The 13,046-nt window shown below is 69.9% G+C and carries 12 protein-coding genes and 1 pseudogene; 8 read left to right on the top strand and 5 right to left on the bottom strand.

The window, feature by feature from the left end; translation table 11 throughout:
* Window positions 1-15: 15 nt before the first annotated feature.
* The 3 genes from G6N53_RS08065 to G6N53_RS08055 all read left to right on the top strand — a co-directional run bounded on the left by G6N53_RS08065 (window position 16) and on the right by G6N53_RS08055 (window position 3,247).
* Window positions 16-912, top strand: coding sequence for an SDR family NAD(P)-dependent oxidoreductase (locus G6N53_RS08065; protein ID WP_163888002.1), 897 nt, complete (start codon window positions 16-18; stop codon window positions 910-912).
* Window positions 913-931: 19 nt separating this feature from the next.
* Complete coding sequence (locus G6N53_RS08060) at window positions 932-1,426, top strand: cupin domain-containing protein (RefSeq protein ID WP_163888001.1); 495 nt, start codon at window positions 932-934, stop codon at window positions 1,424-1,426.
* Between the two features lie 120 nt (window positions 1,427-1,546).
* Entirely contained in the window at window positions 1,547-3,247 is a 1,701-nt protein-coding gene (locus G6N53_RS08055; RefSeq protein ID WP_163888000.1) for a DEAD/DEAH box helicase, read from the top strand.
* On the opposite strand, the gene G6N53_RS08050 is transcribed toward G6N53_RS08055, so the two are convergent.
* From G6N53_RS08050 to G6N53_RS08030, 5 genes and pseudogenes are all read right to left on the bottom strand, one after another.
* Window positions 3,244-3,747 carry an SRPBCC family protein gene (locus tag G6N53_RS08050; protein WP_237166457.1) on the bottom strand — a complete coding sequence of 168 codons (504 nt, stop codon included), beginning with the start codon at window positions 3,745-3,747 and terminating at the stop codon, window positions 3,244-3,246. The two genes, G6N53_RS08055 and G6N53_RS08050, sit on opposite strands and share 4 nt — an antisense overlap.
* Before the next feature lie 94 nt (window positions 3,748-3,841).
* Window positions 3,842-4,075: pseudogene (locus G6N53_RS08045) on the bottom strand (LLM class flavin-dependent oxidoreductase); the annotation flags it as partial.
* A 22-nt stretch (window positions 4,076-4,097) separates the two neighbouring features.
* Entirely contained in the window at window positions 4,098-4,913 is an 816-nt protein-coding gene (locus tag G6N53_RS08040) for an HAD-IIA family hydrolase (protein ID WP_163887998.1), read from the bottom strand.
* A gap of 45 nt (window positions 4,914-4,958) precedes the next feature.
* A complete protein-coding gene (locus G6N53_RS08035; RefSeq protein ID WP_163887997.1) occupies window positions 4,959-6,425 on the bottom strand; it encodes a PH domain-containing protein in 1,467 nt (488 codons plus the stop codon).
* Window positions 6,422-6,922 carry a PH domain-containing protein gene (locus G6N53_RS08030; protein ID WP_163887996.1) on the bottom strand — a complete coding sequence of 167 codons (501 nt, stop codon included), beginning with the start codon at window positions 6,920-6,922 and terminating at the stop codon, window positions 6,422-6,424. The genes G6N53_RS08035 and G6N53_RS08030 overlap by 4 nt, the downstream gene beginning before the upstream one ends.
* 39 nt (window positions 6,923-6,961) lie before the next feature.
* Here G6N53_RS08030 and G6N53_RS08025 point away from each other — a divergent pair, with 39 nt between their 5' ends.
* From G6N53_RS08025 to G6N53_RS08005, 5 genes are read left to right on the top strand one after another with little or no spacing between them, the layout of a single operon-like run.
* The gene (locus tag G6N53_RS08025) at window positions 6,962-7,879 is read left to right on the top strand and encodes an SDR family NAD(P)-dependent oxidoreductase (RefSeq protein ID WP_163887995.1); all 918 of its coding nucleotides are present in this window, start codon (window positions 6,962-6,964) and stop codon (window positions 7,877-7,879) included.
* The gene (gene moeA, locus G6N53_RS08020; RefSeq protein ID WP_163887994.1) at window positions 7,879-9,072 is read left to right on the top strand and encodes a molybdopterin molybdotransferase MoeA; all 1,194 of its coding nucleotides are present in this window, start codon (window positions 7,879-7,881) and stop codon (window positions 9,070-9,072) included. The genes G6N53_RS08025 and moeA overlap by 1 nt, the downstream gene beginning before the upstream one ends.
* 59 nt (window positions 9,073-9,131) lie before the next feature.
* The gene (locus G6N53_RS08015) at window positions 9,132-9,830 is read left to right on the top strand and encodes a phosphatidylserine decarboxylase (protein ID WP_163887993.1); all 699 of its coding nucleotides are present in this window, start codon (window positions 9,132-9,134) and stop codon (window positions 9,828-9,830) included.
* On the top strand, window positions 9,827-10,690 hold the full coding sequence (gene pssA, locus G6N53_RS08010) for a CDP-diacylglycerol--serine O-phosphatidyltransferase (RefSeq protein WP_163887992.1): 864 nt from the start codon (window positions 9,827-9,829) through the stop codon (window positions 10,688-10,690). Before G6N53_RS08015 ends, pssA begins: the two co-directional genes overlap by 4 nt.
* A 1-nt stretch (window position 10,691) precedes the next feature.
* Window positions 10,692-12,908, top strand: coding sequence for an AAA family ATPase (locus G6N53_RS08005; protein WP_163887991.1), 2,217 nt, complete (start codon window positions 10,692-10,694; stop codon window positions 12,906-12,908).
* The last annotated feature ends 138 nt before the right edge of the window (window positions 12,909-13,046 follow it).

Genomic DNA, 13,046 nt, shown 5'->3' with positions numbered 1-13,046 from the left:
CGAGGAGCGCCCCACATGACCGACTGGACCACCGCCGACATCCCCGACCAGACCGGCCGCACCGCCGTGATCACCGGCGCCAACACCGGGCTCGGCTTCGAAACCGCCAAGGCTCTGGCCGCCCGCGGCGCCCACGTCGTCATCGCCGTCCGCAACACCGACAAGGGCAAGCAGGCTGCCGCGCAGATGTCCGGGACTGTCGACGTGCAGGAACTCGACCTCACGTCGCTGGCCTCCATCAGCGCCGGCGCCGACGCGCTCAAGTCGCGCTTCGACAAGATCGACCTGCTGATCAACAACGCCGGGGTGATGACCACCCCCAAAGGAACCACCGCAGACGGTTTCGAGCTGCAGTTCGGCACCAACCACCTGGGCCACTTCGCGCTGACGGGTCAGCTACTGGAGAAGCTGCTTGATGTGGAAGGCGCCCGGGTGGTGACGGTCAGCAGCAACGGGCACAAGATGGGCGGTGCCATCCACTGGGACGACCTGCAGTGGGAACGTAGCTACAACCGGATGGGCGCCTACACCCAGTCCAAGCTGGCCAACCTGCTGTTCACCTACGAGCTGGAGCGCCGGCTGGCACCCCGCGGCAAGACCGTCGCCGTCGCCGCGCACCCCGGCACGTCGCCCACCGAGCTCGCGCGCAACCTGCCGAAGCCGGTGCAGGGCGCGTTCGGCGTCGTCGCCCCGCTCTTCGCCCACAGCCCGGCGATGGGTGCCCTGCCGACGTTGCGCGCCGCCACCGACCCGGGCGTGCTCGGAGGCCAGTACTACGGACCGGACGGCATCGCGCAGCAGCGCGGCAACCCGGTGGTCGTCGCCTCGAGCGCGCAGTCCTACGACCTCGACCTGCAGCGCCGGTTGTGGGCTGTCTCCGAGGAGCTGACGAAGGTGGCTTTCCCGGTCTAGCCGGGGCAGACTCCGGTGGGTGTCCCTTGTGGTCCCGCCTTATCCCCCGGCCCGCTACACCGCGGACGAACCCGAAGTCAGCGCGTGGGTTCGCCGCGGGGACCAGCCGCCCGACTACGACGCCTTCGGGCTGGTCCAATACCACTATCTGGCCAACCAGGAACAGACCGGTGGCGACTACGGCCTGTACCGGGTGCACATCGCGCCCAAAGGTGGCGGGCCGGGACCACATTTCCACCGGGGCATGTCGGAGGCGTTCTACGTGCTGTCCGGCACCGTCACGCTCTACGACGGCACCGACTGGGCCGACGGGCACGCCGGAGATTTCCTCTACGTCCCGCCCGGCGGCATCCACGGGTTCCGCAACGTGGCCGACGAGCCGGCGTCGCTGCTGATGCTGTTCGCACCCGGAGCACCTCGCGAACACTACTTCGAGGGGTTGGCGCAGCTGAGCGAGCTGACCGACGAGGAGCGCCGGGAGTGGTTCATCAAGAACGACAACCACTTCGTCTAGCCCGGCCACAAGACACGCGGTCCTGACACGCCGACCAAGATGCGGCTGCGGAACCGCCTGCCCTAGACTGCATTCCGGTCAACCCGTCGGCGACGGGCCGGCGAGTGGGAGGAGTCATGGGTGCGGGCTGACGTAGCGCCCGACACCCAGGCATTGCGGGGCTGGCAGCGGCGCGCGCTGGTCAAATACCTGACCGCCAAGCCGCGCGATTTCCTGGCCGTCGCGACCCCGGGATCCGGTAAGACCACCTTCGCGTTGCGCATCGTCGCCGAGCTGCTCGCCGAGGGCACCGTCGAAACCGTCACGGTCGTCGTGCCCACCGAGCACCTGAAGATCCAGTGGGCGCAGGCCGCCGCGCGCCAGGGCCTCGCGCTGGACCCGAAGTTCTCCAACTCCAACTCGCAGACCTCCTCGGAGTACCACGGCGTCGTCGTCACCTACGCCCAGGTCGCCAGCCACCCCACCCGCCACCGGGTGCGCACCGAGAACCGCAAGACGCTGGTCGTCTTCGACGAGATCCACCACGGCGGGGACGCCAAGAGCTGGGGCGACGCCATCCGTGAGGCCTTCGACGACGCGACCCGCCGGCTCGCGCTGACCGGCACCCCCTTCCGCAGCGACGACAGCGCGATCCCGTTCGTCACCTACGAAGAGGACAGCGCCGGCCTCAAACACTCCATGGCCGACCACAGCTACGGCTACGCCGACGCGCTGGCCGACGGCGTGGTGCGGCCGGTGGTCTTCCTGGCCTACTCCGGAGAGGCCCGCTGGCGCGACAGCGCCGGTGAAGAACATGCGGCACGCCTGGGTGAACCGCTGACCGTCGAACAGACCGCGCGTGCGTGGCGCACGGCGCTCAATCCGGCCGGCGAGTGGATGCCCGCCGTGATCGCCGCTGCCGACCGGCGGCTGCAACAGAAGCGTCAACACGTGCCCGACGCCGGCGGCATGATCATCGCCTCCGACCAGACCGCGGCGCGGGCCTACGCCGAGCTGCTGCTGAAGATCACCGGAGAACCGGCCACGGTCGTGTTGTCCGACGACAAGGGTTCCTCGGACCGCATCTCGCAGTTCGCCGAGGGCAGCACGCGCTGGCTGGTCGCGGTGCGCATGGTGTCCGAAGGCGTCGACGTACCGCGGCTGTCGGTCGGCGTGTACGCCACCAGCGCCTCGACGCCGCTGTTCTTCGCCCAGGCGATCGGCCGCTTCGTGCGATCACGACGCGCCGGTGAGACGGCGAGCATCTTCCTGCCGTCGGTGCCCAACCTTCTATTGCTCGCCAGCGAGTTGGAGGCGCAGCGCAACCACGTGCTGGGCAAGCCGCACCGGGAGACGCTCGAGGACCCGCTGGACGCGGAGCTGGCCGAGCAGAAGCGCGACGAGCCCGACGACCAGGACCGCAAGATCGAGTATCTGGGCGCCGACGCCGAACTCGACCAGGTGATCTTCGACGGGTCGTCCTTCGGGACGGCGACCCCGGCGGGCAGCGACGAGGAAGCCGACTTCCTTGGCATCCCGGGGCTGCTCGACGCGGCATCGATGCGGGATCTGTTGCGGCGCAGGCAGGAAGAGCAACTCACCAAACGCACCGCAGACGGTGTGGTGCCGCGGCCCTCGACGCACGGGCAGCTGCGTGAGCTGCGCCGTGAGCTCAACACCCTGGTGTCGCTGGCCCACCACCGCACCGGGAAGCCCCACGGCTGGATCCACAACGAGCTACGGCGGATCTGCGGCGGCCCGCCGATCGCCGCGGCGACCAGCGATCAGCTCAAGGCCCGCATCGAGGCCGTGCGTGGGCTCACTGCCCGCGCGGGCGGCTAGCCGATCGCGAGCTTCTCCAGGTTCGCCAACGAGTTCTCCAGGTGTGTCCTCGGGAACGGCGGGAACTCGATGTGCTCGCGCAGCGCCGCCGGAACGGCGGACCAGTCGTAGACGAGCGTGACCCGGGTCTGCTGCGGGCCGACCGGCTCCAGATCGTAATGCCATGTCCAGCCGCCGAATTCGATGATGCCGTCCGCTCCGGCCTGGCCGGGCTCCCACCCGATGGCGCGGTCCGGCTCGAACGCGAGGACCTTGTTCGCCATTTCGTAGTGCCCGTCGGGATGGTTGTCGTGGTACATCGCGATCCGGAAGATCTGCCCGGTCCCGGTCAGCGGCTTTCCGTCGAGCGACTCTCGCACCCAGCCGGTGCCGTCGATCGCTGCGTGGTTGGCGGGTTCGGCCAGCACCGCGAACACCTTTCCGGCGGGCGCGTCGATGGTGGTGCTCACATTCATGGTTTCTGTCATGCAGTACGGACCGGGCAGCGCGCCGGAACTCATCGCAGCAGGGCGATCACCTTCGCCATGTCGGGCAGTGCCGACGGCCGGCCGGCCCACTCGTCGAACACCGTCCAGTAGCTGACCCCGAACACCAGAAATCGTTGTTGAGCACCAGGGTCCCAACATGGAGGCGTTCTGTCACGGCCGCCGCGGCTGCTGCACCGCTGAACGGTGCGGCCGAGGGCACCAGGTGGTCGGCGAAGGTCAAAACGTCGAAACCGGCCGTTTCGACGGTGCGGGCGAACGTGCGAAACTGCTCACCGCTGCGCGGCAGGCCGACGGTCAGTCCGAAACGTGGCGCTCGAGAGCGGTGGGCGTCGGTGCTCATGCGACGACAATAGGGCGATTCGCTACAGGTCCAGCAGGTCCGGCAGATCAGCGACGGAATCGATCACGTGGTTGGGTTGCATGGCGAATTCATCTGCGGCCCAACGGTCCAGTGTGTCCTGACGGAACTTGCCGGTACGCACCAACACTCCGGTCATCCCGACCACCTGGGCGGCCAGCACGTCGTTGTTGAGGTCGTCGCCGATCATGTACATCTCGTCGGGGTCCACCCCCAGCCGGCCCGCCGCCGACAGGAATCCCTCGGGCGCCGGCTTACCCACCGCCGTGACCTTGCGCCCGGAGGTCTCCTCCATCCCGATCAGGTACATGCCGGTGTCGACACGCAGACCGTCGGCGGTGGTCCACGAGGTGCTGCGATGCATCGCGACCACCGGCACCCCCTGGGCCATCCAGTCGTAGACCCACGACAGCGTGAGGTGGCTGTACTCGGGTCCGGCCCCACCGAGCAGCACCACATCGGGGGCTTCCGGTGCGCGCTGCCCGCTGAACTCGGTCGAGTACACGATGTCGATGCCGGGCATGTCCTCGGCGATCTGCCCGCTGTTGACCAGAAAACACCGGGCGTCGGGGTAGCGGCTGCGCACGTAGTCGGCGGTCAGCACCGCCGCGGTGATCACCTCGTCGGCCCTGACACTCATCCCCGCCTCGGTCAGCAGGTCGGCGATCTGGGCCCGGGTGCGGGTGGTGGTGTTGGTCAGATATGCGCAGGCGACCTGGTTGTCGGCCAGCGTGCGAAGGGTCTCGGCCGCACCGGGGATGGGCTCCCATGAGGTCACCAGCACGCCATCGATGTCGAAGAGCACTCCACCGATAGCCATGTTGCGACAGTAAACGCCGACACTCAGAGCGCAACCGGAGACCCGTCAGCGGGCCCACTCGGTGGCGCCCAGCCAGGGTGACGTCGTCACCGCGATCGACCAGGCCAGCTCAGCCGGCACGTCGACGACCTCGTAGCGCTTGACCCCGGCCGCCGTCGCCGCGATCAGCGTGGCCACCCCGGCGCGGCGCTGCAGCAGCGTCTGGCGCACGGTCCACCCCACGATGCCCGCCGCGGCCACACAATCGCGGCGCCGTTGCAGACTGCCGGCCCGGGCCACCAACCAGCCATCGCCCACCCGGTGCCCCAGCGACCGGGAACGGTCCGCGGCCAGGAACACGCTGAACGCCGTCAGCACCGCCAGTACAGGCCACACCCAGAGGGAGACACCGACAGTCGCCGCGGCCGCGGCCAGCCCGCAGCCCACCAGGACAGGCAAGCTCATCGCCCTGGTCCAGCGCCTCCGGGTGGCCGCGGGCCCGTGCGCGGTCACGGTGCCGCTGACCGCGTCGGGGCGGGCGATCAGGTCGGTCAGCACCGCCTCGGCGGTGGACTTCGGGCACGCCGGCAGCAGCTGCGACGCCTCCCCCGCACCGGCGACGCCGGTCATCACCGCATCCAGGCGGGCGCCGCCGAACAGCCGCACCAGCAAGGGTTCCCGGAGCGTGCCGCCCCGCAGCCGGCGCATGTCGAAGGTGTGCTCGCGCACCCGCAACAAGCCGTGCGACAGATGCAGGATGTCGGCGTCGCGCCGCAGTTCCAGGTTGGCATAGGTCACCAGTGACTGCGCCACCGACAACGCCACCGACGCTGCCAGCACCACCAGCACACCGACGGAGACGACGACCAGCAGGCCGACGCTCTCGGCGGCGGTCACACCGGCCCGGACGGCCGACGAATCCTGCATGGCGCCAAGCACTCCGGTCTGGGAGATGACACCGAGTGCGGCCACGATCATCACCAGGCCGGTCAAGGTCAGCGGGCTGTAGCGCAGCCACGACGGCTGCCAGCGGGCCAGCACCCGCCCCGGCGCGGCAGGGTGCGCGGGGTCCTCCCGCACCGGCGCCAGCGAGTCGGCCAGCAGAACGGCCCGCAGGCCGGGCACGTCACGGGCAGGCATCGCGTCCAGCGCGAACGACGTCTCCCCCACGGCCTGTTGACCGGTGCTCACCTGCAGCACCGTGAGCCCGAGCAGCCGGTGCAGCAGCCGGGCATCGGTCGACACGGAACGAATCCTGTTGCGGGGCACCGAGAGCACCTTGCGTTGCAGAACCCCGGTGCGCAGCTGCACCTCATCGGCGCCGATGCGGTAGGTGGTGGTGAACCATCGGGCCAGGCCGTAACCGACGACCAGGCCGACGCCCAGCAGCGTCCACAACGGGTTGCCGGTCGTCGACCCGAGCACCAGCGCGCCGATCAGCACCGGGAGCTGGCGCAGCACCTCGTGCACCGGGTGCACCAGAAGCATGCGTGGGCTCAGCCGGTGCCAGTCCTGCGTGGCCGGTTGGGTCATGTGGCGTCCTCGGCGCCGAGGGCGGCGATGTCGGTGAGCTGGGCGACCACTCGGTCGGCGACCTCGGAGTCCAGGGCCACGATCCGCACCGCACCGGCCGACGACGCCGTCGTCACCGTGACGTTCGCCAGCCCGAAGACCCGGTCCAGCGGACCCCGGTAGGTGTCGACGGTCTGCACTCGCGAGATCGGCGCGACCCTACGCTCCTGCACCAGCCAGCCCGACCGGGTGTACACCGCGGTCGGGTCGACGTCCCAGCGGTGCACGCGGTAGCGCCACACCGGCACCACGACCACGAACACCACGATGCCGAGCACGGTGGCGACCGCGACCAGCAGATGCAGCCAGCCGTATCGCCCGTCTGACCCGTCTGACCCATCCCAGACGAACCACACCGTCTGCGCCACCACCAGGAACAGCCACGGGATGGCCGCCCCGATCGCCCACACCAGCGGCGCTTTGCGGCTCGGCCGGTGTGCCGGATCAACCAGGTACATGAGTCGAGCATGGCCTATCGGCGCAAGTATGTTGATGCCATGAGCGCCAAATGGACTGCAGCCGACGTGCCCGATCAATCCGGCCGGGTGGCCGTGGTCACCGGCGCCAACTCCGGCATCGGCTATGAAGCCGCCGCCGTGCTGGCCGGCAAGGGGGCCCGCGTGGTGCTCGCGGTGCGCAACCAGGCCAAGGGCGAAGAGGCGGTCCGACGCATCGAGGCCGACCATCCCGGGGCGGACGTCGCGCTGGTCGAGCTGGACCTGTCATCGCTGGCCAGTGTCCGAGGCGCCGCCGACGCACTGCGTGCGTCGTATCCGCGAATCGACCTGCTGATCAACAACGCCGGGGTGATGTACCCCCCGAAGCAGACCACCAGCGACGGGTTCGAACTTCAGTTCGGCACCAACCATCTCGGCCATTTCGCACTCACCGGGCTGCTGCTCGACAACCTGCTCGTCGTCGACGGCTCGCGGGTGGTGGTCGTCGCCAGCATCGCCCACAACATCCAGGGCGGTATCCATTTCGACGACCTGCAGTGGGAGCGCAGCTACAACCGCGTCGCCGCGTACGGGCAGTCCAAGCTCGCCAACGTGATGTTCACCTACGAGCTGCAGCGCCGGCTGGCCGCCAAGGGCGCACCGACCATCGCCGTCGCCGCCCATCCCGGGATCTCCAACACCGAGCTGATGCGCCACATCCCCGGGACCGGATTGCCGGGGTTCACCAAGCTGGCCGGTCTGGTCACCAACAGCCCGGCCGTCGGTGCGCTGGGGACCCTGCGGGCGGCCACCGCGCCCGACGTGCAGGGCGGCCAGTACTACGGTCCGTCGGGTTTCCGGGAGCTGGTCGGTCATCCGGTGCTGGTGCAGTCCAACCGCAAGTCCCACGACGTCGAGGTGCAGCAGCGGCTGTGGGCGGTCTCCGAGGAGTTGACCGGCGTGAAGTTCGCGGTCTGATGCGCTCCGTCGACGAGCATCGGCAGGTGGTCGCCGGCCTGATCGCCGCACGACGGCCGGTGTCACTTCCGGTCGCGCAGACGCTCGGCTTGGTTCTGGCCGACGACGTCGTCGCCCCGCTGTCGCTGCCCGGCTTCGACAACTCGGCGATGGACGGATACGCGGTCCTCGTCGAGGACGTCGCCGCCGCGACCGACGACACCCCGGTGCGGCTTCCGGTGGCCGAGGACATCCCCGCAGGCCGCACCGACATCCCGACGATCTCATCGGGCGTCGCCCACCGGATCATGACCGGTGCGCCGCTGCCGTGGGGGGCGACGGGCGTGGTGCCCGTCGAGGCCACCGACGGCGCCGTGGACACGGTGACGATCCGCGCCGGCGTCCGGCCCGGGCAGCACATCCGCCGCGCGGGCGAGGACGTCACCGCCGGCACCACCGTGCTGCGGGCCGGTCAGGTCGTCACACCGGCGGTGCTGGGTCTGGCCGCCGCGCTCGGCCTGGCCGATCTGATGGTGGTGCCGCGCCAGCGGGTGCTGGTGCTGTCGACCGGCACCGAGCTGGTGGCGCCGGGCACCCCGCTGCAGCCTGGTCAGATCTACGAGTCCAATGCGGTGATGCTGGCGGCCGCGGTGCGTGACGCGGGCGGTGAGGTGGTGGCATCGCCGATGACCGGCGACGACGTCGACACGTTCCGCGAAACCCTGCGCCGCCACACCGCCGCAGGGCACGTCGACCTCGTCATCACCACCGGCGGCGTCAGCGCCGGCGCCTACGAGGTGGTCAAGGATGCATTGTCCGGCACGGTCGAGTTCGTCAAGGTCGCGATGCAACCGGGTATGCCGCAGGGTGCCGGCCGCGTGGACGACACCCCCATCATCACGCTGCCCGGCAATCCGGTCAGCGCCCTGGTGTCGTTCGAGGTGTTCATCCGGCCGGCGCTGCGCGCCGCGATGGGTTTGCCCGACCCCGACCGACCGCGCCGCACGGCCGTGCTCAGCGAGGACCTCACCTCTCCCCGCGGCAAACGCCAGTTCCGCCGCGGGGTGCTCGACGGCGATGCGGTGACCAGCTACGGCCCGCCGGCATCACATCACCTGCGATGGCTGGCGTCGGCGAACTGCCTGCTCGAACTCGACGAGGGCACCGGCGAGGTGGCTGCCGGCGAGCGTGTCCAGGTGTGGGACCTGCGCTAGCAGGTCAGTCATTGCCGCACGCGAGCGCGTCGCGGGGGGACCCGTAGAATCGCTGCACGATGGCCAGACGCCCCGACCTCAAGACAGGCCCCGCGCGACTGGCGGCCCTGATTCGATCTTCGGTCCCGCCGATGCACCCAGAGGGTCTACCGTTCGTCGGTGTGAGCCTGGCGGTCGCGCTCGTGGGGCGCCGGAACCGCTGGCTGCGCCGCGCCGGCCTCACCTCTGCCGCCGCCAACGCCGCGTTCTTCCGGCACCCGCCACGGCAGCCACCGACCCGGCCCGGCCTGGTCGTCGCGCCCGCCGACGGGCTGATCTGCGTGGTCGACGAGGAGATACCGCCGAGCGAACTCGGGCTGGCCGCAACACCGTTGCCGCGCATCAGCATCTTCCTGTCGCTGTTGGACGCCCATGTGCAGCGGGCCCCGATCGGCGGGGAGGTCGTCACCGTCGCGCACCGCCCCGGGCTGTTCGTCTCCGCCGACCTGGCCGCCGCCAGTTCCGACAACGAGCGCAACAGCATCCTGATCCGCTCGCCCGGGGGGGCCGAGGTCGTCGCCGTGCAGATCGCCGGGCTGCTGGCCCGCCGCATCGTCTGTGGCGTCAAGCCCGGCGACAAGATCGCCATCGGTGACACCTACGGCCTGATCCGCTACGGCTCCCGGCTGGACACCTACCTGCCTGCCGGGTCCGACATCCTCGTCGAGGTCGGCCAGCGGGCGCTGGCCGGCGAGACCGTGCTGGCCGAGTTGCCATGATCAAACCCCGCACGCGCCGGATGAAGGCGCCGGTCATGAGCGTCCGCATCCTGCCCAGCGCGATGACGGTCGCCGCGATCTGCCTCGGGCTCAGTGCTGTCAAGTTCGCGCTCGACGACCGGCCGACCGAGGCGATGGCGTTCCTGGCGATCGCCGCCATCCTCGATGCCCTCGACGGCCGGATCGCCCGTGCGCTCAACGCGACGTCACGGATGGGTGAGGAACTCGACTCGCTGGCCGATGCGGTGAACTTCGGCGTGGCACCGGCGTTCATCGTCTACGGCACTCTGCTGTCCACGTCCCGAATCGGCTGGATCGTGGTGCTGCTCTACGCGGTGTGCATCGTGTTGCGGCTGGCCCGGTTCAACGCGATGCTCAGCATCGAACAACCCGACTACGAGAAGAAGTACTTCGTCGGAATGCCCGCACCCGCAGGGGCGATCGGGGCGATCGGGCCGCTGGCCGCGAAGATGCAGTTCGGCGACGGCTGGTGGACCTCGGAGCCGGCCGTGGTGATCTGGATGATCACCGTCTCGCTGTTGGCCGTCAGCACGCTGCCGATGCGAAAGATCCACACGTTCTCGGTCCCGCCCAACATGGTCGCGCCGCTGCTGGCCCTGCTGGCCATCGGTGTGGCGGCGGCAATCCTCTACGGCTACATCGTGATCCTGTTGATCATCGCGGCCTACGTCATCCACATCCCGTTCGCCATCCGCACCCGGCGATTCCTGTCGCAACACCCCGAGGTGTGGGATGACAAACCACGACAGCAGCGCGCCGCGCGGCGGGCCTTTCGCCGGGCCCAGCCGCATCGCCGGTCGATGATGCGACTCGGCCTGCGCCGGCCACCGAGGGGCTGACATGTCCGAGCTCGACACCTCACCGGCCCGCCCGCCGGGAGCGCACCTCACACTGACGGCCCGGTTGAACAACTCGGCGCTGGACAACCGACGCGGCGTGGTTCGGCTGCATCCCGAGGCCATCGCCGCACTGGGCATCCGCGAGTGGGATGCGGTGTCGCTGACAGGTGCGCGCACCACGGCCGCGGTGGTCGGGGTGGCCCCGGCCGGCACGCCGACCGGCACCGCACTGCTCGACGACGTGACTTTGTCCAACGCCGGTCTGCGGGAGGACACCTCGGTGCTCATCGCTCCGGTCACGGTGTACGGCGCCCGCACCGTCACGCTGAGCGGGTCGCGGCTGGCCACCCAGTCGATCGCCGGGGCGACCCTGCGGCAGGCGCTGCTGGGCAAGGTGATGACGGTCGGGGACACCGTGTCGCTGCTGCCGCGTGACCTCGGGCCCGGCACCTCGAGCTCCCAGGCCAGCGCGGCGCTGGCGTCGTCGGTGGGCATCACGTGGACCTCGGAGCTGCTGACGGTCACCGGGGTGGATCCGGCCGGACCTGTGAGCGTGCAGCCCAATTCATTGGTCGGTTGGGGTTCCCTCGATGCGCAGGGCACCCCGTCGGCCCCCGACGCCACCGCCGGACACGTCGTCACCGAGGAGCCCCCGGCGATCGGGTTCGACGACCTCAAGGGCGCCCACGTGCCGGCCGGCCGGCTCACCGAATGGCTCAAGCTCGCGCTCGACGAGCCCGAGCTTCTGGAAAAGCTCGGCGCCACAGCCAATCTCGGTGTCCTGGTGTCGGGTCCGGCAGGCGTCGGCAAGGCCACCATGGTTCGTACGGTCTGCACCGGCAGACGGCTGGTCGAACTCGACGGTCCGGAGGTGGGGTCGCTGCGCGCCGAGGACCGACTCGACAACGTGGCATCGGCGGCGCAGGCGGTGCGTGACGGGGGCGGCGTCCTGCTGATCACCGACATCGACGCCCTGCTGCCGGTACCCGCCGATCCGGTCGCCACCCTGGTCCTCACCGAACTGCGCTCGGCGATCGCGACCAGGGGTGTCGCGTTCGTCGCCACCTCGGCGGTCCCCGACAACGTCGACCCCCGCCTGCGGGCACCCGATCTCTGCGACCGAGAACTCGGCCTCAGCCTGCCCGACGGCGCGGTGCGTAGGCAGTTGCTCGAGGTGTTGCTTCGCGACGTTCCCACCGGCGACCTCGATCTGGACGAAATCGGCGAGCGCACACCGGGTTTCGTGGTGGCCGACCTGGCCGCCCTGGTGCGTGAGGCGGCGCTGCGGGCCGCCGCGCGGGCCAGCGAGAACGGCGAGGCGCCTGCGTTGAAGCAGGCGGACCTGACCGGGGCACTGGGCGTCATCCGACCACTGTCACGGTCGGCGACCGAAGAGGTCTCCGTCGGGTCGGTGACGCTCGACGACGTCGGCGACATGGTCGAGACCAAGCAGGCACTCACCGAAGCGGTGCTGTGGCCGCTGCAGCACCCCGAGACGTTCGAGCGCCTCGGTGTACAGCCACCGCGGGGCGTGTTGCTCTACGGCCCTCCCGGCTGCGGGAAGACCTACGTGGTGCGGGCACTCGCCAGCTCGGGCCGGCTCAGCGTGCACGCGGTCAAAGGCGCTGAGCTGATGGACAAGTGGGTCGGATCGTCGGAGAAGGCGGTGCGCGAACTGTTCCGCCGGGCCAGGGATTCCGCCCCGTCGCTGATCTTCCTCGACGAGATCGACGCGCTGGCGCCGCGTCGCGGACAGAGCTTCGACTCGGGCGTCACCGACCGGGTGGTGGCGGCGATGCTCACCGAACTCGACGGCATCGAACCGCTCAACGACGTCGTCGTGCTCGGGGCGACGAACCGCCCGGACCTCATCGATCCGGCCCTGCTGCGGCCGGGTCGCCTGGAGAAGCTGGTGTTCGTCGAGCCTCCCGATGCCGAGGCCCGCAGCCAGATTCTGCGCACGGCGGGTAAATCGGTTCCGCTCGCCTCTGAAGGCCCCGAAGCCGTCGACCTCGACACCCTGGCCCGCGACCTGGACGGCTACAGCGCCGCCGACTGCGTGGCACTGCTGCGCGAGGCGGCGCTGACGGCGATGCGACGGTCCATCGACGCGGCCGACGTCACCGCCGCCGACGTCGCCGCAGCCCGTGCGGCGGTGCGGCCGTCGCTGGACCCCGCACAGGTCAACGCGCTGCGGGACTTCGCCGACGCCCACTAGCTTCACGCTGCATTGAGACTGCGCGGGCGGCGCGACGCACTCACGCTTTTGCGCCAACGATTCCGTCTCAACGCGATCGAAATAGATCTTGACAGTGGCTAGTTACTGACGGCATAGTCGAACTAGTCAATGTCAAGA

The sequence above is a fragment of the Mycolicibacterium hippocampi genome (assembly GCF_010723735.1).
Taxonomy (GTDB): domain Bacteria; phylum Actinomycetota; class Actinomycetes; order Mycobacteriales; family Mycobacteriaceae; genus Mycobacterium; species Mycobacterium hippocampi.
The sequence above is the reverse complement of the archived record's forward strand: the minus strand, read 5'-3'. Positions and strand labels throughout refer to the sequence as shown.